The sequence below is a fragment of the Kitasatospora sp. NPDC034035 genome, from assembly GCF_055575755.1.
Map to the genome: position 1 here is coordinate 189634 of NZ_JBVISA010000006.1, position 22291 is coordinate 211924.

Consider the following 22291-nt stretch of genomic DNA (forward strand, 5'->3'; position numbering starts at 1 on the left):
CTTTGGATCATGTTGTCCGATTTACTCTGGACCGTATGGCCGAGCACAAGAGGATCCCGAGTCGCCGCCGCAAGGTCCTGCGGACGGCCGCATGCGCGTTCGTCGCGCTCGTCGTCCTCGGCACCGGAGCGGCCGTCTACGCGTACGTGAAGCTCAACGACAACATCAAGAGCGTCGACATCGACGGCCGCCTCGGTGGCGCCCGCCCGCCGGCCGCCACCGACGGCTCCTTCAACATCCTGGTGCTGGGCTCCGACTCGCGGAACGGCGAGAACGGCGACCTGGCCGGCGGCAACACCGGCGACACCGCCCGCTCGGACACCGCGATGGTGGTGCACGTCAACCAGGACCACTCGCGCGCGCAGATCGTCTCGATACCGCGCGACACCCTGGTCGCCCGCCCCGACTGCACCGACGCCAACGGCAGGACCGTCCCCGGCGTGAAGCGCGCGATGTACAACAGCGCCTTCGAGAGCGGCGGCGCGGCCTGCGCCGTCAAGACCACCGAGCAGCTCACCGGGCTGCGGATGGACCACTACCTGCAGATCGACTTCGCCGGCTTCGCCCGGGTCGTGGACGCGATAGGCGGGGCCACCGTGACCACCACGGTGGCCATCCACGACAAGGACAGCGGGCTCGACCTGCCGCCCGGGCAGCACCACCTGGACGGAAAGCAGGCACTGGCCTTCGTCCGGACCCGGCACGGCGTCGGCGACGGCAGCGACCTCGGCCGGATCGAGCTGCAGAAGCAGATGGTGAAGTCGCTGCTCCAGCAGGCCGGCGGGGCCGGCCTGTTCACCAACCCGGTCAAGCTGTGGTCCCTCGGCGACACCGTGACCAAGAGCATCACCACCGACTCCGCGCTCGGCTCGGTGAACTCCCTGGTGGGGCTCGTCCAGGAGCTCAAGGGGATCGGGCCGGACCAGCTCGGCATGGTCACCCTGCCGGTGGAGACCGCCCCCGGCGACCCGAACCGGGTGGTCGAGCAGCAGCCGCAGGCCGACCAGGTCTGGGCGGCACTCAAGGCCGACCGGGAGTTCCCCCCGGAGGTCGTCTCCGCGCAGCCGGAGAACCCCGCCCAGGCGGCCCCCACGGCCACTGCGTCGGCCCCCGCGCGGACCGCGGGGAAGCAGACCGCGAAGGCCGGCGCCAAGGCCACCACCGCGCGCTGAGCGGGCCCGGAATATCCCGGAACGCGACCCGGTTTGGGAAGATGCGGCCGGTCCTGGCAGACTGGTCCGTCGGTCCCGGTTCACGTGCGGCGCTCCAGCCGCCGACCCGGTGCCCTCCCGAAACCTAGGAGAACCCCTTGAAGCCCAACGTTCACCCCGAGTACGTGGTCACCCGTGTGACCTGCACCTGCGGTGCCGAGTTCACCACCCGCTCGACCGAGACCAGTGGCGAGATCCGCGCCGAGGTCTGCTCGCAGTGCCACCCGTTCTACACCGGCAAGCAGAAGATCCTCGACACCGGTGGCCGCGTGGCCCGCTTCGAGGCCCGCTTCGGCAAGCAGCACAGCGCGAAGGCCTAGCGCTCCCTCGGCGCCGGTTCCCGGCGCCCCCGTACTTCGTTGTCGGGGGCGCAGGGGGCCGGCGCCGTTCGCGTCCCCCCGCACGTTCCCCCCTCCCCAGCAGATCTCCCCAGCAGATCTCCACCCGATCCGAGCCCCCGGGAAGAAGGCCACCCCATGTTCGAGGCAGTCGAAGAGCTCCTCGTCGAGCACGCCGACCTCGAGACGAGGCTGGCCGACCCGTCCGTCCACGCCGACCAGAACAACGCCCGCAAGCTGGCCAAGCGGTACGCCGAGCTGACCCCGATCACCCGGGTCTACCGGCAGTGGCGGCAGGCCGGCGAGGACATCGAGGCCGCGCGCGAACTCGCTGCCGAGGACCCGGAGTTCATCTCCGAGGTGAAGGACTCCGAGGCGCGCCGCGACGAGCTCACCGAGGAGCTGCGGGTCCTGCTGGTGCCGCGCGACCCGAGCGACGACAAGGACGTCATCCTGGAGATCAAGGCGGGCGAGGGCGGCGAGGAGTCCGCGCTGTTCGCCGGTGACCTGCTCCGGATGTACCTGCGCTACGCGGAGCGGGTCGGCTGGAAGACCGAGCTCATCGACTCCAACGAGTCCGACCTCGGCGGCTACAAGGACGTCTCGGTGGCCGTGAAGACCAAGGGCAGCACCGAGCCCGGCCAGGGCGTCTGGGCGCGGCTGAAGTACGAGGGCGGCGTGCACCGCGTGCAGCGCGTCCCCGCCACCGAGTCCCAGGGCCGCATCCACACCTCCGCGGCGGGCGTGCTGGTCACCCCCGAGGCGGAGGAGGTCGAGGTCGAGATCCTCGCCAACGACCTGCGGATCGACGTCTACCGCTCCTCCGGCCCCGGCGGCCAGTCGGTCAACACCACCGACTCCGCGGTCCGGATCACCCACCTGCCGACCGGTATCGTGGCGTCCTGCCAGAACGAGAAGAGCCAGCTGCAGAACAAGGAGCAGGCGATGCGCATCCTGCGTTCGCGGCTGCTGGCCGCCGCGCAGGAGGAGGCCGAGCGCGAGGCCTCGGACGCGCGCCGCAGCCAGGTCCGCACGGTGGACCGCTCCGAGCGGATCCGGACGTACAACTACCCCGAGAACCGCATCTCGGACCACCGCACGGGGTTCAAGTCGTACAACCTGGACCAGGTCCTGGACGGTGACCTGAACGCGGTGATCCAGTCCTGCGTGGACAAGGACGCGGCGGCCAAGCTCGCCGCGGCCCAAGAGAACTGAGACCGGCGCGCCCCAGCCCACGCGCAGTCCGAAGCCGGAGCGCAGAAAACATGAGGTCGTACGGATGAACCTGCTGCTCGCCGAGGTGGCCCAGGCCACCCAGCGGTTGGCCGCGGCCGGCGTGCCGTCGCCGCGTTTCGACGCGGAGGAGCTCGCCGCCTACGTCCACCACGTCAAGCGCAGCCAGCTGCACACGGTGAAGGACGCCGACTTCGACGCCCGCTACTGGGAGGCCGTCTCGCGCCGCGAGGCACGCGAGCCGCTCCAGCACATCACCGGGCGGGCGTTCTTCCGCTACCTCGAACTGGCGGTCGGCCCCGGCGTGTTCGTGCCCCGGCCGGAGACCGAGACGGTCGTCGAGTGGGCCATAGACGCGGTGCGCGACATGGACGTGGCCGAGCCGCTGGTGGTGGACCTGTGCTCCGGCTCCGGCGCGATCGCCCTCGCCCTGGCCCAGGAACTGCCGCGCTCGACCGTGCACGCCTTCGAACTGGACGAGGGAGCGCTGGAGTACACCCGGCGCAACATCGAGTCCAGCCCGGACCGCGCCCGGGTCACCCTGCACGCCGGGGACGCCACCCGGGCCTTCGAGGGCGACCACTCCTGGGACGGCCGCTTCGACCTGGTCATCTCCAACCCGCCGTACATCCCCCTCACCGAGTGGGAGTACGTCGCGCCGGAGGCCCGCGACCACGACCCGCAGATGTCGCTGTTCTCCGGCGAGGACGGCCTGGACACCATCCGCGGCATCGAGCGGGTGGCCGCGCGGCTGCTGCGCCCGGGCGGCGCGGTGGTGATCGAGCACGCCGACCAGCAGGGCGGCCAGGTGCCGTGGATCTTCAACGAGGAACGCGGCTGGACGGACACCGCCGACCATCGCGACCTGAACAACCGGCCGCGCTTCACGACCGCCCGGAGGGTCGGGTCGTGAACATCAAGCGCCGTACGACCGCCCGGAGGGTCGGGTCGTGAACATCAAGCGCCGTACGACCGCCCGGAGGGTCGGGTCGTGAACATCAAGCGCCGTACGACCGCTCGCAAGGCCGCCTTGTAACCGCCATGAGCCACTTCGGAAGGGGACCGCACCGATGAGCCGCCGCTACGACTGTGCCGATGCCGGGGACCGCGCCACCGGTCTGCGCGAGGCCGCTTCGGCCGTCCGCCGCGGCGAACTCGTCGTGCTGCCCACCGACACCCTGTACGGGGTCGGCGCGGACGCCTTCTCCCCGGAGGCCGTCGGCGAGCTGATGACCACCAGGGGCCGCGGCCGCAACACGCCGTCGCCGGTGCTGGTCGGCTCGCCGACGACGCTGCACGGCCTGGTCACCGACTTCTCCGAGCAGGCGTGGGAACTGGTCGACGCCTTCTGGCCGGGCGGGCTCACCCTGGTCGCCCGGCACCAGCCCTCGCTGCGCTGGGACCTCGGCGAGACCCGCGGCACCGTCGCGGTCCGGATGCCGCTGCACCCGGTCGCCATCGAGCTGCTGAACGTGACCGGCCCGATGGCCGTCTCCAGCGCCAACCGGATCGGCGGGGAGTCCCCGCTGACCTGTGACGAGGCGCAGGCGCAGCTCGGCGACGCCGTCTCGGTCTACCTGGACGGCGGGTCGGCCGACCACTCCGCCGCCTCGTCCATCGTCGACGTCACCGGCAAGGTCCCGGTTCTGCTGCGGGCCGGCGCGATCAGCGTCGAGCAGCTGAGGGAGGTCGTCCCCGACCTGGAGGCCGGCAGTTGACGCCCACCGCCTCGCTCCATGCCGGGCCCGGCATAGCGCCGTACCTGAGCGTGGGCCCCAGGCCGCTGGACCACTTCCGGATCCTGTTCGTCTGCACGGGGAACATCTGCCGCTCGCCGATCGCCGAGCGGCTCACCCGGCGTGAGCTGGACACCCGGCTGAGCCCCCGGGTGGCCGGGCGGATCCTGGTGGAGAGCGCTGGTACCTGGGGCCACGAGGGTGCGCCGATGGAGGACCACGCGGCGACCGTGCTCGACGAGTACGGTGCCGACAGTGGCGGCTTCACCGGCCGTGAGCTGCTGGACGAGCACGTGGTGGAGGCCGACCTGGTGCTCACCGCGACCCTGGACCACCGCGCCCAGGTGATCTCGATGGGCCACGAGGCGGGGCTGCGCACCTTCACGCTGAAGGAGTTCACCCGCCTGGTGCGGACGATCGACCCGGGCACGCTGCCCGACCCCCGGCGCGGTGCCGACGTCACCGAGCGGGCCCGCGCGCTGGTCCGGGCGGCCGCCGCGCTGCGCGGCTGGCTGCTGGCGGCCACCCCGGAGTCGGACGAGGTGGACGACCCGTACGGGGCGCCGATCGGCATGTTCCGCAACTGCGGCGAGGAGATATTCCACGCGGTCGACCCGGTGGTCACCGCGCTCACCGGCGTGTCCGCGCCGCGCTGACGCCCCGCCCCGCCCCGCGAGCGAGCCGAAGGGCCGCGCCGGTGCCGAAAGGGAGAAGGGCCAAGCCGCCGACGAAGGAGGTGGCGCAGTGCCCGCCGACCGTCGGCGCCGGGTCAGGAGCGGCCCGGAGGCGAGCCGAGCGGCAATACAGAGGGCCCGAACGGCCGCGTCCCGACGGGCCGGGCGGCGGCGGCCGTCCTACGCTGGTCTGACCGGCCCCCAGCCTCCGGCTGGGAGGTGCCCCCACCCGCAGCGCCCGGGAGCCCCGCCATGACCGTCACCGATGCCGCGACCGGTTCGACCGCGACGAGGGGGCGCCCGTGGGCGTCCGAGGCCCTGCACCGGGCGGATCCGCAGCTGGCCGACCTGCTGGCCGCGGAGGCCGAGCGGCGCGCCGAGACGATCCAGCTGCTGGCGGGGGAGAACCTCACCACCCCGGCCGTCCTGGCGGCCCTCACCGGCCCGCTGATCGACAAGTACGCCGAGGGCTACCCGGGGCGCCGGCACCACACCGGCTGCATGCTGGCGGACGCCGCCGAGCTGCTGGCGATCGACCGGGCCCGCGAGCTGTTCGCCGCCCCGCATGCCAACGTCCAGCCCCGGTCGGTGACTTCGGCGATGCTGGCGGCGTACGCGGCGCTGCTGAAGCCCGGTGACGGGGTGCTCGCGATGTCGCTGGAGCACGGCGGTCACCTCAGCTGCGGCTCGCGCGCCAACTTCTCCGGCCGCTGGTTCGCCTTCACCGGCTACGGCGTGCGCGAGAGCGACGGGCTGATCGACCTCGACCAGGTGCGCGAACTGGCCCGGCTGCACCGCCCCAAGGCGATCGTGGCGGGCTCGATCTCCTACCCCCGGCATCCGGACTGGGCGGCCTTCCGGGAGATCGCCGACGAGGTGGACGCCTACCTGATCGCCTCCGCGGCGCAGACCACCGGTCTGGTCGCGGCGGGGGTGGCGCCCTCCCCGGTGCCGTACGCGGACGTCACGGTGGCGGCCACCCACAAGCTGCTGCGCGGTCCGCGCGGCGGCCTGCTGCTGTGCACCGCGGAGCTGGCCGAGCGGATCGACCGGGCGGTGTTCCCGTTCAGCCAGGGCGGCGCGGCGATGAACGAGGTGGCCGGCAAGGCGGTCGCCCTCGCGGAGGCCTCGACGCCCGCCTACCGGGCGTACGCGGAGCGGACGGTGTCCGGGGCGCGGGTGCTGGCCGAGGGGCTCGCGGAGGCCGGAGCGCGCCCTCTGACGGGCGGGACCGACACCCATCTGGTGACGGCGGACGTGAGCCCGCTCGGCGTGACCGGCGCGGAGGCCGAGCGGCGCTGCGCGGCCGCCGGGCTGCTGCTCGGCAAGTGCGCACTGCCGTTCGACCAGGCGCCGCCCGCCGAGGCCTCCGGGATCCGGCTGGGGACGGGCACCGTGACCAGCCAGGGGATGGGCGGGGCGGAGCTGTCCGAGATCGCCGGGCTGATCGTGCGGGTGCTCGCCGGGGGAGCCGTCGCCCCGGCCGCGGTGCGGGTCCGGGAGCTCGCGCTGGCGTTCGCCGACCGGTCCTGACGGCGGTCCGTCCACGGGCATCCGGATCTCCTACCCGGGAGAGCGAACCGCGATGCACGTCCCGGGCGTCCGACTCAATAAGGTGGGTGCCGTGGCGACGCACCTCGAACCCCGGGAAGGCAGGGGAGTACCTTCGGTACTTCCCCGTTCGACAGTGATGCAGGAGGCCAGTGGTGCGTGAGTATCTGCTGGTGCTGTTCTGCACCGCCGCCGTCACCTACCTGCTGACCGGCCCGGTCCGGAAGTTCGCCATCGCGGCCGGCGCCATGCCGCCGGTGCGCGCCCGTGACGTCCACCGCGAGCCCACGCCGCGGCTCGGCGGCATCGCGATGTTCGGCGGGCTGTGCGCGGGCATCCTCGTCGCCTCGCAACTCGACAACCTGAGCAAGGTGTTCACCCAGGGCACCGACATCCGCGCGCTGCTGTCCGGCGCCGGGATCATGTGGCTGCTCGGCGTGCTCGACGACAAGTGGGGCGTGGACGCGCTGGTGAAACTCGGCGGCCAGATGATCGCCGCCGGTGTGATGGTCTGGCAGGGTGTCACGGTCATCACCCTCCCGGTGCCCGGTGTCGGCGCGGTCGCGGTGAGCCCGACCCAGGGCATGGTCATCTCGGTCACCCTGGTCGTCGTCATGGTCAACGCGGTGAACTTCATCGACGGTCTGGACGGCCTGGCCGGCGGCATGGTCTGCATCGCCGCGATGGCGTTCTTCCTGTACAGCTACCGGCTCTGGTACGGCTACGCGATCACCGACGCGGCCCCCGCGGTGCTGTTCAGCGTGCTGCTGATCGGCATGTGCCTGGGCTTCCTGGCGCACAACATGCACCCCGCGCGGATCTTCATGGGCGACTCCGGCTCGATGATGCTGGGCCTGATGCTGGCCGTCGCCGCGATCTCCATCACCGGCCGGGTCGACCCCGACCTGATCAACAACGAGACCGGTTCGCAGACCGCCACCGTGCACGCGTTGGTGCCGATCTACATCCCGCTGCTGCTGCCGCTGACGGTCATCGCGCTGCCGCTGGCCGACCTGCTGCTCGCGGTGGTGCGTCGCACCTGGGCCGGCCAGTCGCCGTTCGCCGCGGACAAGCGCCACCTGCACCACCGCCTGCTGCAGGTCGGTCACTCGCACAGCCGGGCCGTGCTGATCATGTACTTCTGGGCCGCGCTGATCGCCTTCGGCACGGTGGCCTTCTCGGTCAGCAACACCGGCCGCACCGTGGTCCTGACACTCGCCGGGCTCTGCCTGCTCGGCCTGGTGGTGCTGCTCACCCCGCGGTTCCGGCCGCGCGCCCCGCGGGCGGTGCAGTCCTTCGTCCCGCCGCGGTACCGCCGGCAGTCCTCGGGTCCGATGGCCGAACTGTCGGCGAAGGACAAGCAACTTCTGGGTGAAGCCAGCCGGGACTCGTCCGAGCGGGCCGACCACGGACCGGCCAGCGGCCGTCACTGACAAGGGAGTTGGCGATCCGTCAAATGGCTTCACCCATACGGCGGATTCGCTGAGCCGTTGGTGTGACAGGTGCCACACAATCATGGTAAAGCTCTCATCAAATAGTTTGTGATACCGTTCACGAGTACCGAGAACACGCCGAAAGTCCTGACAGGTGGATGACTTCCGTCCCTGTCGGTCTCCCTTGACGGGCCCGCCGTTCCAGCGGGCGGCCCGACGGCGATGCCTCGGTCGGTGTCACTTCACCACCGTCTGTGCCCGTCCCCCGCCACATCGACATGCCGCCGGAGCTGCCGACATGCCGTCCACCGACGCCCGGATCCTCCGAGGCGCCGCGATTCCCACTGCGGTCGCCGGGATCATCGCCATGGCGATCTCGTTCGCCGTCGCCGGCGGGAAGGGCCTGCTCGGCGCCCTCTTCGGCGCTCTGCTCGTGATGGCCTTCTTCAGCTTCGGCCAGGTCGCGCTCGACCGGCTGACCCGGTCGAACCCGCAGATCATGATGGCCGCGGCGCTCCTGGTGTACACCACGCAGATCCTGCTGGTCGGCATCGTCCTGGCCGTCTTCAAGGACACCACGCTGTTCAACCGGCAGGCCTTCGCCTTCACCCTGCTCGGCTGCGCGCTGATCTGGACGGGCTTCCAGGTGCGCGGCGCACTCAAGGCCAAGACCTTCTACGTCGACCCCGACGCCTCGGAAAAGAAGGGCGACAAGCCCTCCGACTCCGGACGTCAACAGTGACGAGGCCCGGCTGTCCCCCCAACGAGGGGGGCGGTGTTTATGCCGCACTGACGGCCTGCTATCGTCCGTCGCAACAACGGAGTACGGGAAGAGGCCTGGTCTGTCCGGACAGCGGACTGATCGCCCCCCGGACCCGCGCAGTCTTCGATGATCCCGCAGTCGCGCAGCGCGCCGTCGAGCGGGGTCGGCGAGAAACCCATCAAGTTCCAGTGCCGCTCCGTGGCCGTAGGCCACGCCGACACACCGAGGTTGCCGTATCCATGCGTCACGACGAAGGAGTCCGTGGTGAGTGCTGAACTCACGTCGTCCCTCGCCTCAGGCAGTTGCCACTTCGGGGACGCTGGCTGCGGCTTCCCGGCCCCGGGTCTGAACGAATTCGACTTCAAGCCGATCTTCACCATCGGCAGCTTTTACTTCAACAAGCCGATGCTGCTGTCGATGATCGTCGCAGTGTTGGTGGTCGTCTTCTTCTGGGCCGCCTTCGCCAAGCCGCGCCTGGTCCCCGGCAAGCTGCAGCTGGTCGCCGAGATCGGCTACGACTTCGTCAAGCGCTCCATCGTGCTCGAGACGATCGGCAAAAAGGGCGAGAAGTACGTCCCGATGCTGGTCTCGATGTTCTTCTTCATCTGGCTGATGAACATCATGTCGGTCATCCCGTTCGCACAGTTCCCGGTGACGGCGGCGATCGCGTTCCCGGCCGGCCTCGCGGCGGTCGTGTGGGTCACCTACATGACGCTGACCTTCAAGAAGCACGGCTTCGTCGGCGGTTTCAAGAACCTCTGCTGGCCCTCGGGCATCCCCGGCTGGGTCATGTTCATCCTGGTGCCGATCGAGTTCTTCTCGAACATCTTCGTGCGCCCGTTCACGCTCGCGGTCCGAGCCTTCGCGAACATGTTCGCCGGCCACCTGCTGATCGTGATGTTCTCCATCGCCTCCTGGTACCTGCTCAGCCCGACCCTGGGCGCGCTGTACGGCTCGGCCTCGTTCGTCGTCGCCGTCGCGCTGACCGCCTTCGAGCTGCTGGTCCAGTTCCTGCAGGCCTACATCTTCGTGATGCTGGCCAGCAGCTACATCGCCGGTGCCCTCGAAGAGTCGCACTGAGCCAGGGGCTCAGCCCCTCCCCAGAACCACCTCCCGGATCGCCCGGTGGCCAATCACCACCGGTTCACCACCCTGCAAAGGACAACGTCAATGAGCATCCTCGCTGAGGGCACTGTCTACGGTTCCGTCGCCTCCATCGGCTACGGCCTCGCCGCCATCGGCCCCGGCATCGGCGTCGGTCTGATCTTCGGCAACGGTGTCCAGGCGATGGCCCGTCAGCCCGAGGCTGCCGGTCTCATCCGTTCCAACATGTTCATCGGCTTCGCGCTGACCGAGGCGCTGGCCCTCATCGGCATCGTCATGCCGTTCGTCTTCGGCAACAAGTAATCCTGCCGCAGACCCTTTCGAGGAAGGTCCAGATATGAGCATGTTGGCTCAGCTCGCGGCCGAGGAGAAGATGAACCCTCTCCTCCCCAACTGGCCCGAGATCATCATCGGCCTGCTCTGCTTCTTCATCGTCTTCGGTCTGCTCGGCAAGAAGCTTCTTCCCAGCATCGAGAAGGTGCTGTCGGAGCGCCGGGACGCCATCGAGGGCGGCATGGAGCGCGCCGAGGCCGCTCAGGCCGAGGCCCAGGTCGTGCTCGAGCAGTACCGCGCCGAGCTTGCCGAGGCACGTCACGAGGCTGCCCGCATCGTCGAGCAGGCTCGTGAGCAGGGCGCTGCCCAGCTCGCCGAGATGCGCGAGGAGGGCCAGCGTCAGCGCGAGGCCATCGTCGCGGCCGGTCACGCCCAGATCGAGGCGGACAAGAAGCAGGCGACCACCGCCCTGCGCCAGGACGTGGGCTCGCTGGCCACCCAGCTGGCGTCCCGCATCGTGGGTGAGTCCCTGGAGGACCACACCCGGCAGAGCGGCGTCATCGACCGTTTCCTGGACGAGCTGGAGGCCAAGGCCGCCGTTGCTCAGGGCGCGGCCAAGTGATCGGCGCCAGCCGTGAGGCCCTCGTCGCCGGCCGGCGGAACCTGGAGAGCCTGACCGACTCCACCTCGGTGGACGCGGCCAAGCTCGCCGAGGAGCTCACCGCCGTCACGGCCGTGCTGGACCGCGAGGTGTCGCTGCGCCGAGTCCTGACCGACCCCTCCCGGTCGGGCCAGGACAAGGCCCAGCTGGTCAGCTCGCTGCTGACCGGCCAGGTCTCCGGCGAGGCCGTCGACCTGGTCTCCGGTCTGGTCCGCTCCCGCTGGTCGGGCTCGCGCGACCTGGTGGACGCGACCGAGGAGCTCGCCGCGTACGCCGAGATCATCGCCGCGGACAGGGCCGGCGCCCTGGACGACGTCGAGGACGAGCTGTTCCGCTTCGGTCGGGTGGTGAGCGGCTCGCACGAGCTGCGCGCCGCGCTGACCGAGCCGAAGGCCGGTGCCGTCGCGAAGGCCGAGCTGATCAAGAAGCTGCTCGGCGGCCGCGCCAACGCCGGCACCGTCCGGCTGGTCACCGCCGTCGTCAACGCGCCGCGTGGCCGTAGCCTGGAGCAGGGCCTGGAGTCCTACTCCAAGCTCGCCGCCGCACGCCGCGACCGCATGGTGGCCCTGGTCGCCACCGCGGTGCCGCTGTCGGACACCCAGAAGGAGCGCCTGTCCGGCGCTCTGGGCCGGATGTACGGCCGCCAGGTCCACCTGAACATCGACGTCGACCCCGAGGTCGTCGGCGGTGTCCGGGTGCAGATCGGCGACGAGATCATCAACGGCACCGTGTCGAGCCGCCTTGAGGGCGCTCGCCAGTCGCTCGAAGGCTGAGCACCGAAGCAGCACATCCGACCCTCGGTCGGGAAACCGGCTCCCCAAGGAGCCGGCACATCGTACGGCCGGTTCGAAAGACCCGGCCGAGAGTCGAATACTTGCGGCCCTCAATGGCGGGCCGAGGATCGCAAACTAGGAGAGCAGGGAAGCCTGATGGCGGAGCTTACGATCCGTCCGGAGGAGATCCGGGACGCGCTGGCCGACTTTGTCCAGTCGTACCAGCCGGACGCCGCTTCTGTGGAAGAGGTCGGTACGGTCACTGACGCAGCGGACGGCATCGCGCATGTCGAGGGCCTGCCCTCGGTCATGGCGAACGAGCTGCTGAAGTTCGAGGACGGCACGCTCGGCCTCGCGCTGAACCTCGACACCCGCGAGATCGGTGTCGTCGTCCTCGGTGAGTTCGGCGGCATCGAAGAGGGCCAGACCGTGCGCCGCACCGGCGAGGTCCTCTCGGTTCCGGTCGGCGACGGCTACCTCGGCCGCGTCGTGGACCCGCTGGGCAACCCGATCGACGGCCTGGGCGACATCGCCTCCACCGGCCGTCGTGCCCTGGAGCTGCAGGCCCCCGGCGTCATGGCCCGCAAGTCGGTCAAGCAGCCGCTGCAGACCGGCATCAAGGCCATCGACGCGATGACCCCGATCGGCCGTGGCCAGCGTCAGCTGATCATCGGTGACCGCCAGACCGGCAAGACCGCGGTGGCCGTCGACACGATCATCAACCAGCGTGACAACTGGCGCTCGGGCGACCCGGAGAAGCAGGTCCGCTGCATCTACGTCGCCGTGGGCCAGAAGGGCTCCACCATCGCGTCCGTCCGCGGCGCCCTGGAGGAGGCCGGCGCGCTGGAGTACACCACCATCGTGGCTGCTCCCGCCTCCGACCCGGCCGGCTTCAAGTACCTCGCCCCGTACACCGGTTCGGCCATCGGCCAGGAGTGGATGTACGACGGCAAGCACGTCCTGATCATCTTCGACGACCTGTCGAAGCAGGCCGAGGCCTACCGCTCCGTCTCCCTGCTGCTGCGCCGCCCGCCGGGCCGCGAGGCCTACCCGGGTGACGTGTTCTACCTGCACTCCCGCCTGCTGGAGCGCTGCGCCAAGCTGAACGACGCCCTGGGCGGCGGCTCGATGACCGGTCTGCCGATCATCGAGACCAAGGCCAACGACGTCTCGGCGTACATCCCGACCAACGTCATCTCCATCACCGACGGCCAGTGCTTCCTGGAGTCCGACCTGTTCAACGCCGGCATCCGCCCGGCCGTGAACGTCGGTATCTCGGTCTCCCGCGTCGGTGGCTCCGCACAGATCAAGGCCATGCGCTCGGTCGCCGGCCGTCTGCGTCTGGACCTCGCCCAGTACCGCGAGCTGGAGGCCTTCGCCGCCTTCGGTTCCGACCTGGACGCGGCCTCCAAGGCCCAGCTGGAGCGCGGTGCGCGCATGGTCGAGCTGCTGAAGCAGGGCCAGTACCAGCCGTTCCCGGTCGAGGAGCAGGTCGTCTCCATCTGGGCCGGCACCACCGGCAAGCTGGACGACGTCCCGGTCGCCGAGATCCGCCGCTTCGAGCGTGAGTTCCTGGACCACGTCCGCCTGCAGCACAAGGACCTGCTCGCCGGCATCGTCGAGACCGGTCTGCTCGCCGACGGCACCGTCGACGCGCTGACCACGGCGATCGACGCGTTCAAGCAGGGCTACCAGACCGCTGACGGCAAGCTGCTCTCCGAGCAGGCCTGAGTCCGGTAGCGAGGGAAAGGACGTAACGACCCATGGGAGCACAGCTTCGGGTCTACAAGCGCCGGATCCGCTCTGTCACCGCGACGAAGAAGATCACCAAGGCGATGGAGATGATCTCCGCGTCGCGCATCGTCAAGGCGCAGCGCGCGGTGGCCGCCTCCACTCCGTACGCCGATGAGCTCACCCGGGCGGTGACGGCGGTGGCCACCCGGTCCAACGCCAAGCACCCGCTCACCACCGAGAACCCGAGCGCCTCGCGCGCCGCCGTGCTGATGATCACGGCGGACCGCGGTCTGGCGGGCGGCTACTCGACCAACGCCATCAAGGCCGCCCAGGTGCTCACCGAGCGCCTGAAGGCCGAGGGCAAGGACGTGGTGACGTACATCGTCGGCCGCAAGGGCGTCTCGTACTACACGTTCCGCGGTCTCGCGATCACGGGCTCGTGGACGGGATTCTCCGACAAGCCGACCTACGGTGACGCGAAGACCGTGGCCGCCGACCTGATCGAGGCCTTCACGGCCGAGACGGGCGGCGTGGACGAGCTCCACCTGGTCTCGACCGAGTTCGTGTCGATGCTGACGCAGAACGCGGTGGAAGCCCGGCTGCTGCCGCTGAAGCTGGACGAGGTCCAGCTCAGCGACCAGACGCCGGCCAAGTCGGAGATCTTCCCGCTGTACGACTTCGAGCCGTCGGCGGAGGGCGTCCTGGACGCGCTGCTGCCGCGGTACGTCGAGAGCCGGATCTACAACGCGATGCTGCAGTCGGCTGCCTCCGAGCACGCCGCTCGTCGTCGCGCGATGAAGAGCGCGACGGACAACGCCGGCGAGCTCATCAAGTCGCTCACGCGGCTTGCCAACTCGGCCCGTCAGGCCGAGATCACCCAGGAAATCAGCGAGATCGTCGGTGGCGCCAACGCGCTGGCCGACGCTAGCCGCGGGAGCGAATGAGTATGACCACCACTGTTGAGCCGACCACGGCGACGGGCCGCGTCGCGCGGGTCATCGGCCCGGTCGTCGACGTGGAGTTCCCCGTCGACGCGATTCCGGAGATGTTCAACGCCCTGCACGTCGAGGTGGAGAACCCCGACGGTTCGGGCAAGAAGATCCTTACCCTCGAGGTTGCCCAGCACCTCGGCGACGGCATGGTCCGCGGCATCTCGATGCAGCCGACCGACGGCCTGGTCCGTGGCGCGCAGGTCACCGACACCGGCTCGGCCATCTCGGTGCCCGTCGGCCAGATCACCAAGGGCAAGGTCTTCAATGCCCTCGGTGACGTGCTGAACGTCGACCAGGAGGAGTTCGACCAGCAGGTCGAGGTCCGCTGGCCGATCCACCGCAAGGCGCCCGAGTTCAAGGACCTCGAGTCCAAGACCGAGATGTTCGAGACCGGCATCAAGGTCATCGACCTGCTCACCCCGTACGTCACGGGTGGCAAGATCGGTCTGTTCGGTGGTGCCGGTGTCGGCAAGACCGTTCTGATCCAGGAGATGATCTACCGCGTCGCCGAGAACTTCGGTGGTGTGTCGGTGTTCGCCGGCGTCGGCGAGCGCACCCGTGAGGGCAACGACCTCATCGACGAGATGGTCGACTCGGGCGTTCTGGACAAGACCGCGCTGGTCTTCGGCCAGATGGACGAGCCGCCGGGCACCCGTCTGCGCGTCGCGCTCTCCGCGCTGACCATGGCGGAGTACTTCCGTGACGTCGAGAAGCAGGACGTGCTCCTCTTCATCGACAACATCTTCCGGTTCACCCAGGCCGGTTCCGAGGTGTCGACCCTGCTCGGCCGCATGCCCTCCGCGGTGGGCTACCAGCCGAACCTGGCCGACGAGATGGGCCTCCTGCAGGAGCGCATCACCTCGACCCGCGGTCACTCGATCACCTCGATGCAGGCGATCTACGTCCCCGCGGACGACCTGACCGACCCGGCGCCGGCCACCACCTTCGCCCACCTGGACGCGACGACCGTTCTGTCGCGTCCGATCTCGGAGAAGGGCATCTACCCGGCCGTCGACCCGCTGGACTCCACGTCCCGCATCCTCGACCCGCGGTACATCGCGCAGACCCACTACGACACGGCCCTCCGTATCAAGGGGATCCTGCAGAAGTACAAGGACCTCCAGGACATCATCGCGATCCTCGGTATCGACGAGCTGTCCGAAGAGGACAAGATCACGGTGCACCGTGCCCGTCGCATCGAGCGCTTCCTCTCGCAGAACACCTACGTGGCGAAGCAGTTCACCGGTGTCGAGGGTTCGACCGTGCCGCTGTCGGAGACCATCGAGGCCTTCAACGCGATCGCGGACGGCAAGTACGACTCCGTCCCGGAGCAGGCCTTCTTCATGTGCGGTGGCATCGAGGACCTCGAGAAGAACGCCGCCGAGCTGGCGAAGAAGTAATCGCGGCCGGTAGCAGCTGAGTGACCGTGAGGGGTGGCCCCCGAGCCTGGGAGCCACCCCTCGCGTCGCATCGGCTGTGATTCCGGTCAAATCCGTGCCGCCGGTTTCATGCCGGAGGCACGGGGCCGTTATTCTTACCGAAACTCCCGAGTAATCGGGCGTTGCATGAGCCTAGGAGCCCACGTTGGCTGAGCTGCACGTCGAGCTGGTCGCAGCCGACCGCAAGGTGTGGTCCGGTGCGGCCACCATCGTCGTCGCCCGTACGGCCTCCGGTGACACCGGCATCATGCCGGGTCACACCCCGGTGCTGAGCGTGCTGGAGACCGGCCCGGTCACCATCCGCACGGTGGACGGCGGCACCGTGATCGCCGCGGTGCACGGCGGCTTCATCTCCTTCGCCGACAACAAGCTGTCTCTGCTCGCGGAGATCGCCGAGCTGGCGGACGAGATCGACGTCGCGCGTGCCGAGCGCGCACTGGAGAAGGCCCAGTCGGACCTGGACGAGCACGCCGAGCGGCGTGCGGAGGTCCGTCTGTTCGCGGCGCGCGGCCTCAAGGTCCACGCCTGAGTGTGCCGGACCCCGGCTTGGCGGGGTCGACCGACGGTCCCGGGGACGCGCGAGCGTGACCCCGGGACTGTCGTCGTAGTTGGTAGGTCAGCGCGGTCGCTTGATACGACCGCTACGGGGAACGCGGGTAGCGAGGAGGTAGGTGAGCATGGTCCTCGCGCTTGTGGTGTGTGCGGCGGTCGTGGCGCTGGGTGTGATCGGCCTGATGGCCTTCGCCGTCCGCCGCCGCTTGATCCAGCGGGTAGGCGGTACGTTCGACTGCAGTTACCGGCTCAAAATGCCCGCCGACGCCTCGACGCAGCCCGACCTCGACGAGAACGGCAAACCCACCTCCGCCCCGGTCCCCCCGACCGACGGCAAGGGGTGGGTTTTTGGTATCGGCCGGTACAGCGGCGACTCGATCGAGTGGTTCCGGGTCTTCTCCTACGCCCCGCGTCCGCGCAAGGTGCTGCCGCGCCGGGAGATCGAGGTCCTCGGCCGGCGCTACCCGGAGGGCCAGGAGGAACTGGCACTGCTCTCCGGCTCGGTGGTGCTGCGCTGTCTGCACAACGGGGCGCCGCTGGAGCTGGCGATGAGCGACGACGCGCTGACCGGCTTCCTGGCCTGGCTGGAAGCGGCCCCGCCCGGGCAGAGGGTCAACGTCGCCTAGGGTCGTTTCCGGGGTTAACGCGGCCTAACCTGCCCGGCTAGGGTGGCCGCATGGTCAATCTGACGCGCATCTACACCCGTACCGGCGATGACGGCACCACCGCGCTCGGCGACATGAGCCGGACCACCAAGACCGACCCGCGGCTGATCGCGTACGCGGACGCCAACGAGGCGAACGCGGCGATCGGGGTGGCGCTCGCGGTCGGGGCGCTGCCCGAGGACGTGGCGGCGGTGCTCGTCCGGGTCCAGAACGATCTGTTCGACGTCGGCGCCGACCTGTCCACCCCGGTGGTCGAGGACCCGAAGTACCCGCCGCTGCGGGTGCTGCAGTCCTACGTCGACCGGCTGGAGGGCGACTGCGACCACTACCTGGAGCAGGTGGAGAAGCTGCGCAGCTTCATCCTGCCCGGCGGCACGGCCGGCGCGGCCCACCTGCACCTGGCCTGCACGGTGGTGCGGCGGGCCGAGCGCTCCACCTGGGCGGCGATCGCGGAGCACGGGGACACCGTCAACCCGCTGACCGCGAAGTACCTCAACCGGCTCTCCGACCTGCTGTTCATCCTGGCCCGGGTGGCCAACAAGGAACGCGGCGACGTGCTCTGGGTGCCGGGCGAGAACCGCTAGAGCTGCTTGGCCGGGGCGTCCCCAGTCGGGGCGTGTCCGGCCGGGGCGTGCTCGGCCGGGGTCTGCTCCTTCACCACGCGGCCGTTCTCGACCCGGACACCGGCCGGCGGCTCCTTGGGCCAGCGCGAGAAGCAGCCGGCCACGATGACGTTCACGACGGCCGTGATGCCCAGCCGCCAGTACCACTGGGCGAAGGTGCCGTAGTGGGCGGAGCCCCCGGAGAGCGGGACGAGCAGGGTGATCAGGGTGAGCGTGATCGCCGCCGAGACGGTGGTGCGCCCGGCGATCTGCCACTCGTACCTGGTCCGCTCCGGGCCGTACTTCGGCGAGGGCAGCGGCTTGGGGCCGCCGGCGAAGCGGTGCTGGAAGTGCCGGTCGGCCCAGCCGACCAGCGAGGGGCCGTACCCGACGGAGAATCCGGCGTAGCTCGCGGCGAGCGCGTGCGTCCAGCTCGCCTCGGTGCCGCCGCGCAGGTCGAGCACGGTGAGCGCGTACAGGGCGAGGTCGACGGCCGGGAGGCCGAGCAGCAGCACGGTGCTGGTGCGGCGCCAACGCAGCAGGTAGCGGGCGGAGAGGGCCAGGCCGAGCACGATCCACCAGGAGATCTCGGCCGCGACGATGAGGGTGACGATCACGTTCTGCTCCCGGACGTTCGGCGGTGTGTCCAGCCTGGCGCGGGGGTGCGCCGGTGTCGTCGTCGCGCGGTGCCGTCCGGGTCTGCATCTTTCGATGTAGCGGGCTCCTCCGCGGACCGGAGCCGGACGGGCCGCCGGGGATGGTGAGATGGGGGTGTGCCCGTTCCGTCCCTCTCCCCGCGCCGGCTCGACCGGCTGATCGCCCTGTGCGGGCTGCTCGGCGGCACCGTGCTCATCGTCTTCCGGGTGTACGAGAACGTCGACCGCGTGCCGCTGTGGGCCGTGGTGCTGCCGATGCTGGTGATGGCCGGGCTGGAGTTGTGCCGACGCACCAGACCGGTGCTCGCGGTGTCGCTCGGCGGGCTGGCCTTCGCGGCCAGCCTGTTCACCGGCAGCCTGCTGGCGACCCTGATCATGTACACCGATCTGCTGTACGCGGCGGTGACCTACGGCAGCCGCCAGATGTCGCGGGTGCTGCACCTGGCCGGCGGGGCCACCGTGCTGGTGCTCTCCAGCCTGGCCTGGTACGCCGGCGGCACCCCGGCCGGGCTGCTGATCGCGGTGATCAGCGCGCTGGTCTTCCTGGCCCCGGTGTGGACCGGCGACGTGGTGCGCAAACACCGGCGGGAGGCGGAGACCGAGCGGCTGCGGGCCGAACAGACCGCGCTGCTCTCGGAGATGGACCGGCGCGAGGCGGTCGGTGCCGAACGGGCCCGGATGGCACGGGAGTTGCACGACGTGGTGGCCAACCACCTGTCGGCGATCGCGATCCACGCCACCGGTGCGCAGTCCGTCGCCAAGCGGCGGAGCCTGCCCGCGGACGACCCGCTGGTGGAGGTGCTGGCGGTGATCCGGGAGAACAGCGTCCAGGGATTGGCCGAAATGCGTCGCATGATCGGACTGCTCCGGGACAGCGGCGGCGGAGAGGTCGACGAGTCGTACGCGGCGCCCGACCTGGCCGCGGTGGACGCCCTGGTGGCCAAGGCCCGGGCGGCCGGCCAGGACGTCGGGCTGGACTTCGAGCTGGCCGAGCACGGCGAGCGCGGGGAGGTGCCGGTGCCGGTCGGGCTGGCCGCGTACCGGATCGTCCAGGAGTCGCTGACCAACGCGCTCAAGCACGCCGGGCCCGGACTGGTCCGGCTGCGGCTGGAGTTCGGGGCGGAGGACCTTCGGATCGCGGTCGACAGCCCGTACCGGGGCGAGGCGGGCCGCGGACTGCCCGGCGCCCGGGCCGGGCTGGTGGGCATGGCGGAGCGGGCCGGACTGCTCGGCGGCAGCTTCCAGGCCGGGCCGAAGGACGGAAACTGGAGCGTGCGCGCGGTGCTGCCGCGCGCCCAGGGGAGTGAGGGGCGGGCATGACGATCCGGGTGCTGGTGGCGGAGGACCAGGCGGCGGTACGGACGGCGCTGGTGATGATCATGCGCGCCGAGCCGGAGTTCACGGTGGTGGGGCAGGCCGCCGACGGTGAGGAGGCGGTCCGGCTGGCGCTGGAACTGCGGCCGGACGTGGTGCTGATGGACGTGCAGATGCCCCGGCTGGACGGCGTCTCGGCGACCCGCGAGGTGGTCGCCGCCGGGGCCGCCCAGGTGCTCGTGCTGACCACCTTCGACCTGGACGAGTACGTCTACGGCGCGCTGCGGGCCGGCGCGGCCGGGTTCCTGCTCAAGGACCTGGAGGCGGACACCCTGATCGAGGGCATCCGGACGGTGGCGCGCGGGGACGGCATGCTGGCACCCTCGGTGACCAGGCGGCTGATCGGCGCGTTCGCCCGCCCGGACCGGCTGGTCCTGCCCGAGGCCCGGGAGGCGGTGGCCGGGCTGACCGTCCGTGAGCGGGAGGTGCTGGCCTGCATCGGGGCGGGGCTGTCGAACGGGGAGATCGCGGCCCGGCTGACGATGGCGGAGGCGACCACGAAGACGCACGTCAGCCGGATCCTGGCGAAGCTGCGGCTGCGCAGCCGGGTGCAGGCGGCGATCCTGGCCCAGGACCTCGGTCTGACCGTCTGACCATCCGAGCGTCTGACCATCTGAGCGTCGGCCCGGCTGACCGTCTGACGAGCTGCTTGGGCAGCTGACCGGGTCGGTTGCAGATCACACTCTCGATTGCTACTGCGTGAGCGATTTGGGCACTAGAGTCCCGGAAACGAGCGATGCGGCTCCACACGGCGGTCACCCCTGCCCTGAGCCGCCTTCAGGGCCCGCCCGCGGGGCGGCGACGGCATCGGGAGACCCAGCCATGAGCAACGCGTCCAGCAAGCAGATCGCCGTCATCGGTGCCGGCCTGATGGGCGCCGGCATCGCCCAGGTGTCCGCGCAGGCCGGCCACCCGGTGGTGCTGCGGGACGTCACCGAGGAGGCGCTGCAGCGCGGCCTCGCGGGCATCCGCGCCTCGTACGAGAAGTTCGTCGCCAAGGGCAAGCTGAGCGCCGAGGACGCCGAGGCCGCGCTGGGCCGGATCACCACCACCACCGACCTGGGCGCGGTCGCCGAGGCCGACATCGTGGTCGAGGCCGTGTTCGAGAAGCTGGAGGTCAAGGAGGCCGTCTTCCGCGAGTTGGACAAGCTCGCCAAGGACGGCGCCGTGCTGGCCTCCAACACCTCCGCCATCCCGATCACCCGGATCGCCGCCGCCACCCAGCGCCCGGAGTCGGTCGTCGGCGTCCACTTCTTCTCGCCGGTCCCGATGATGAAGCTGGTCGAGCTGGTCCGCGGCTACAAGACCAGCGACGAGGCGCTGGCCACCGCCCGCGCCTACGCCGAGGGCGTCGGCAAGGAGGTCGTGGTGGTCAACCGCGACGTGGCCGGCTTCGTCACCACCCGACTGATCACCGCGCTGGTCGTCGAGGCCGCCAGGCTGTACGAGTCGGGCGTCGCCACCGCCGAGGACATCGACACCGCCTGCCGCCTCGGCTTCGGCCACGCGATGGGCCCGCTGCAGACCGCCGACCTGACCGGCGTGGACATCCTGCTGCACGCCGCCCGCAACATCTACACCGAGACCCAGGACGAGAAGTTCGCCGCCCCGGAGATCATGGCCCGCATGGTCACCGCCGGCGACCTGGGCCGCAAGAGCGGCCGCGGCTTCTACCCGTACGAAGGCAAGTGAGCCGACCGGGCTGAACGACCCCGCGGGCCGTGCGATCGGAGCATCGTACGGCCCGCTCCGCCGGGTCTGGTGAGTTTCCTCACGCCGGGTGCCGCAGACGGGTGATTTGGGCGGTAATCGAGCGTAGGTGTGGAGACTTCCTGCGTATATTCCCTCGGACGAGTGAAGTTGCTTCAGATCCGGCCGGAAGCAGCAACCTGCGGAGCAGCTACGCCGTCAGATGAGGGAACCCGGCAGTCCGACCGGGTCCGGGCGTGGGGCTGCGGCCCGCCCGGACGCACACCCCGCTCCCGCACCCGGTACGCCCGGGGCGGCCCCACCCCGCACCAGGCCGTCCAGGCGAAGGAGGAGAGCGTGCGCATCACCGGCGACCACACGGCGCTGGCCATCGAAGGCCGCCTCGACGTGCGCACCGCCGCCGACGCGCGGGCCCGGCTGCACCATGCCGTGGACGGCGGCTACGGCGACCTCGTGCTCGACCTCGCCCGACTGGAGTTCTGGGACGCCACCGGCCTCGGCGTGATCATGGGCACCCACCGACGGGCCGGCCGGATCGGCCGCCGCCTGGTGCTGCGTTCCGTCCCGGCCCAGCTCCAGCGGCTCCTGGTGGCCACCAAGCTGCACCGCATCCTGGCCGTCGACGGCGGCATCGCCGAGGCGCACGGCATCGTCCTGTAACGCGCCCGGTCAGCCAACACGCCTGGTCAGCGCTCCGGGACGGCCCCCGGCCCCGGACCGCCCTGCACGGGCGGGCCCGGATGTGCGAGAGTCTGCCCGTCAGAAGACGGCCGCCGGGGCTGCCCCCAGACCGCCCGCGGCCGCGACCGGGACGTCA

At 70.4% G+C, this 22291-nt stretch carries 24 protein-coding genes; 23 read left to right on the forward strand and 1 reads right to left on the reverse strand.

From position 1 onward, the window contains the following. Positions 1-35 precede the first annotated feature (35 nt). The 19 genes from ACZ52J_RS11120 to ACZ52J_RS11210 all read left to right on the forward strand — a co-directional run bounded on the left by ACZ52J_RS11120 (position 36) and on the right by ACZ52J_RS11210 (position 17716). The gene (locus ACZ52J_RS11120; RefSeq protein WP_465617630.1) at positions 36-1172 is read left to right on the forward strand and encodes an LCP family protein; all 1137 of its coding nucleotides are present in this window, start codon (positions 36-38) and stop codon (positions 1170-1172) included. A gap of 137 nt (positions 1173-1309) precedes the next feature. After that, complete coding sequence (rpmE, locus tag ACZ52J_RS11125; RefSeq protein WP_030057539.1) at positions 1310-1531, forward strand: 50S ribosomal protein L31; 222 nt, start codon at positions 1310-1312, stop codon at positions 1529-1531. Positions 1532-1687: 156 nt separating this feature from the next. Then, positions 1688-2764: a peptide chain release factor 1 gene (prfA, locus tag ACZ52J_RS11130; protein ID WP_360498609.1), complete on the forward strand. Its 1077-nt coding sequence runs from the start codon at positions 1688-1690 to the stop codon at positions 2762-2764. Positions 2765-2828: 64 nt separating this feature from the next. Next, positions 2829-3695: a peptide chain release factor N(5)-glutamine methyltransferase gene (prmC, locus tag ACZ52J_RS11135; protein WP_360498611.1), complete on the forward strand. Its 867-nt coding sequence runs from the start codon at positions 2829-2831 to the stop codon at positions 3693-3695. Positions 3696-3852: 157 nt separating this feature from the next. Then, positions 3853-4500, forward strand: coding sequence for an L-threonylcarbamoyladenylate synthase (locus ACZ52J_RS11140; RefSeq protein ID WP_360498613.1), 648 nt, complete (start codon positions 3853-3855; stop codon positions 4498-4500). Positions 4501-4532: 32 nt separating this feature from the next. Beyond that, positions 4533-5174 carry an arsenate reductase/protein-tyrosine-phosphatase family protein gene (locus ACZ52J_RS11145; RefSeq protein WP_360498809.1) on the forward strand — a complete coding sequence of 214 codons (642 nt, stop codon included), beginning with the start codon at positions 4533-4535 and terminating at the stop codon, positions 5172-5174. Between the two features lie 270 nt (positions 5175-5444). Continuing rightward, positions 5445-6725 carry a serine hydroxymethyltransferase gene (locus ACZ52J_RS11150; RefSeq protein ID WP_465617633.1) on the forward strand — a complete coding sequence of 427 codons (1281 nt, stop codon included), beginning with the start codon at positions 5445-5447 and terminating at the stop codon, positions 6723-6725. A 173-nt stretch (positions 6726-6898) separates the two neighbouring features. Next, the gene (locus tag ACZ52J_RS11155; RefSeq protein ID WP_360498617.1) at positions 6899-8176 is read left to right on the forward strand and encodes an MraY family glycosyltransferase; all 1278 of its coding nucleotides are present in this window, start codon (positions 6899-6901) and stop codon (positions 8174-8176) included. A gap of 298 nt (positions 8177-8474) precedes the next feature. Further along, positions 8475-8918: a hypothetical protein gene (locus tag ACZ52J_RS11160; protein WP_360498619.1), complete on the forward strand. Its 444-nt coding sequence runs from the start codon at positions 8475-8477 to the stop codon at positions 8916-8918. A 285-nt stretch (positions 8919-9203) separates the two neighbouring features. Further along, entirely contained in the window at positions 9204-10019 is an 816-nt protein-coding gene (gene atpB / locus ACZ52J_RS11165; RefSeq protein ID WP_360498621.1) for a F0F1 ATP synthase subunit A, read from the forward strand. A gap of 90 nt (positions 10020-10109) precedes the next feature. After that, positions 10110-10346: an ATP synthase F0 subunit C gene (gene atpE, locus ACZ52J_RS11170; RefSeq protein ID WP_030282059.1), complete on the forward strand. Its 237-nt coding sequence runs from the start codon at positions 10110-10112 to the stop codon at positions 10344-10346. Positions 10347-10380: 34 nt separating this feature from the next. Further along, the gene (locus ACZ52J_RS11175) at positions 10381-10938 is read left to right on the forward strand and encodes a F0F1 ATP synthase subunit B (RefSeq protein WP_360498623.1); all 558 of its coding nucleotides are present in this window, start codon (positions 10381-10383) and stop codon (positions 10936-10938) included. Next, positions 10935-11750 carry a F0F1 ATP synthase subunit delta gene (locus ACZ52J_RS11180; protein ID WP_465617637.1) on the forward strand — a complete coding sequence of 272 codons (816 nt, stop codon included), beginning with the start codon at positions 10935-10937 and terminating at the stop codon, positions 11748-11750. The genes ACZ52J_RS11175 and ACZ52J_RS11180 overlap by 4 nt, the downstream gene beginning before the upstream one ends. Positions 11751-11906: 156 nt before the next feature. Continuing rightward, entirely contained in the window at positions 11907-13481 is a 1575-nt protein-coding gene (gene atpA, locus ACZ52J_RS11185) for a F0F1 ATP synthase subunit alpha (RefSeq protein ID WP_030235796.1), read from the forward strand. A 32-nt stretch (positions 13482-13513) separates the two neighbouring features. Next, positions 13514-14428 carry a F0F1 ATP synthase subunit gamma gene (locus ACZ52J_RS11190; protein ID WP_360498627.1) on the forward strand — a complete coding sequence of 305 codons (915 nt, stop codon included), beginning with the start codon at positions 13514-13516 and terminating at the stop codon, positions 14426-14428. Positions 14429-14430: 2 nt separating this feature from the next. Next, positions 14431-15876 carry a F0F1 ATP synthase subunit beta gene (atpD, locus tag ACZ52J_RS11195; protein ID WP_360498629.1) on the forward strand — a complete coding sequence of 482 codons (1446 nt, stop codon included), beginning with the start codon at positions 14431-14433 and terminating at the stop codon, positions 15874-15876. Between the two features lie 184 nt (positions 15877-16060). Next, positions 16061-16444, forward strand: coding sequence for a F0F1 ATP synthase subunit epsilon (locus ACZ52J_RS11200; protein ID WP_360498631.1), 384 nt, complete (start codon positions 16061-16063; stop codon positions 16442-16444). A gap of 148 nt (positions 16445-16592) precedes the next feature. Further along, the gene (locus tag ACZ52J_RS11205; protein WP_360498633.1) at positions 16593-17093 is read left to right on the forward strand and encodes a DUF2550 domain-containing protein; all 501 of its coding nucleotides are present in this window, start codon (positions 16593-16595) and stop codon (positions 17091-17093) included. A gap of 50 nt (positions 17094-17143) precedes the next feature. Continuing rightward, positions 17144-17716, forward strand: a complete 573-nt coding sequence (locus ACZ52J_RS11210) for a cob(I)yrinic acid a,c-diamide adenosyltransferase (protein WP_121174231.1) — start codon at positions 17144-17146, stop codon at positions 17714-17716. On the opposite strand, the gene ACZ52J_RS11215 is transcribed toward ACZ52J_RS11210, so the two are convergent. Continuing rightward, the gene (locus ACZ52J_RS11215; protein WP_465617640.1) at positions 17713-18351 is read right to left on the reverse strand and encodes a hypothetical protein; all 639 of its coding nucleotides are present in this window, start codon (positions 18349-18351) and stop codon (positions 17713-17715) included. The two genes, ACZ52J_RS11210 and ACZ52J_RS11215, sit on opposite strands and share 4 nt — an antisense overlap. A 156-nt stretch (positions 18352-18507) precedes the next feature. Between ACZ52J_RS11215 and ACZ52J_RS11220 the strand changes: the two genes are divergently transcribed. The 4 genes from ACZ52J_RS11220 (at position 18508) to ACZ52J_RS11235 (ending at position 22134) form a co-directional block, all read left to right on the forward strand. Beyond that, the gene (locus ACZ52J_RS11220) at positions 18508-19710 is read left to right on the forward strand and encodes a sensor histidine kinase (RefSeq protein ID WP_465617642.1); all 1203 of its coding nucleotides are present in this window, start codon (positions 18508-18510) and stop codon (positions 19708-19710) included. Beyond that, positions 19707-20357, forward strand: coding sequence for a response regulator (locus ACZ52J_RS11225; RefSeq protein WP_465617644.1), 651 nt, complete (start codon positions 19707-19709; stop codon positions 20355-20357). Before ACZ52J_RS11220 ends, ACZ52J_RS11225 begins: the two co-directional genes overlap by 4 nt. Positions 20358-20586: 229 nt before the next feature. Then, positions 20587-21456, forward strand: a complete 870-nt coding sequence (locus ACZ52J_RS11230; protein ID WP_360498641.1) for a 3-hydroxyacyl-CoA dehydrogenase family protein — start codon at positions 20587-20589, stop codon at positions 21454-21456. Positions 21457-21810: 354 nt separating this feature from the next. After that, complete coding sequence (locus tag ACZ52J_RS11235) at positions 21811-22134, forward strand: STAS domain-containing protein (RefSeq protein ID WP_360498643.1); 324 nt, start codon at positions 21811-21813, stop codon at positions 22132-22134. Positions 22135-22291 lie beyond the last annotated feature (157 nt).

Coding starts and splice junctions, on each gene's coding strand:
- ACZ52J_RS11205 (WP_360498633.1), top strand. CDS start 16,593: ATGGTCCTCGCGCTTGTGGTGTGTGCGGCGGTCGTGGCGCTGGGTGTG.
- ACZ52J_RS11150 (WP_465617633.1), top strand. CDS start 5,445: ATGACCGTCACCGATGCCGCGACCGGTTCGACCGCGACGAGGGGGCGC.
- ACZ52J_RS11140 (WP_360498613.1), top strand. CDS start 3,853: ATGAGCCGCCGCTACGACTGTGCCGATGCCGGGGACCGCGCCACCGGT.
- ACZ52J_RS11175 (WP_360498623.1), top strand. CDS start 10,381: ATGAGCATGTTGGCTCAGCTCGCGGCCGAGGAGAAGATGAACCCTCTC.
- ACZ52J_RS11225 (WP_465617644.1), top strand. CDS start 19,707: ATGACGATCCGGGTGCTGGTGGCGGAGGACCAGGCGGCGGTACGGACG.
- prfA (WP_360498609.1), top strand. CDS start 1,688: ATGTTCGAGGCAGTCGAAGAGCTCCTCGTCGAGCACGCCGACCTCGAG.
- atpD (WP_360498629.1), top strand. CDS start 14,431: ATGACCACCACTGTTGAGCCGACCACGGCGACGGGCCGCGTCGCGCGG.
- ACZ52J_RS11160 (WP_360498619.1), top strand. CDS start 8,475: ATGCCGTCCACCGACGCCCGGATCCTCCGAGGCGCCGCGATTCCCACT.
- ACZ52J_RS11190 (WP_360498627.1), top strand. CDS start 13,514: ATGGGAGCACAGCTTCGGGTCTACAAGCGCCGGATCCGCTCTGTCACC.
- atpA (WP_030235796.1), top strand. CDS start 11,907: ATGGCGGAGCTTACGATCCGTCCGGAGGAGATCCGGGACGCGCTGGCC.
- ACZ52J_RS11230 (WP_360498641.1), top strand. CDS start 20,587: ATGAGCAACGCGTCCAGCAAGCAGATCGCCGTCATCGGTGCCGGCCTG.
- prmC (WP_360498611.1), top strand. CDS start 2,829: ATGAACCTGCTGCTCGCCGAGGTGGCCCAGGCCACCCAGCGGTTGGCC.
- ACZ52J_RS11210 (WP_121174231.1), top strand. CDS start 17,144: ATGGTCAATCTGACGCGCATCTACACCCGTACCGGCGATGACGGCACC.
- ACZ52J_RS11120 (WP_465617630.1), top strand. CDS start 36: ATGGCCGAGCACAAGAGGATCCCGAGTCGCCGCCGCAAGGTCCTGCGG.
- atpE (WP_030282059.1), top strand. CDS start 10,110: ATGAGCATCCTCGCTGAGGGCACTGTCTACGGTTCCGTCGCCTCCATC.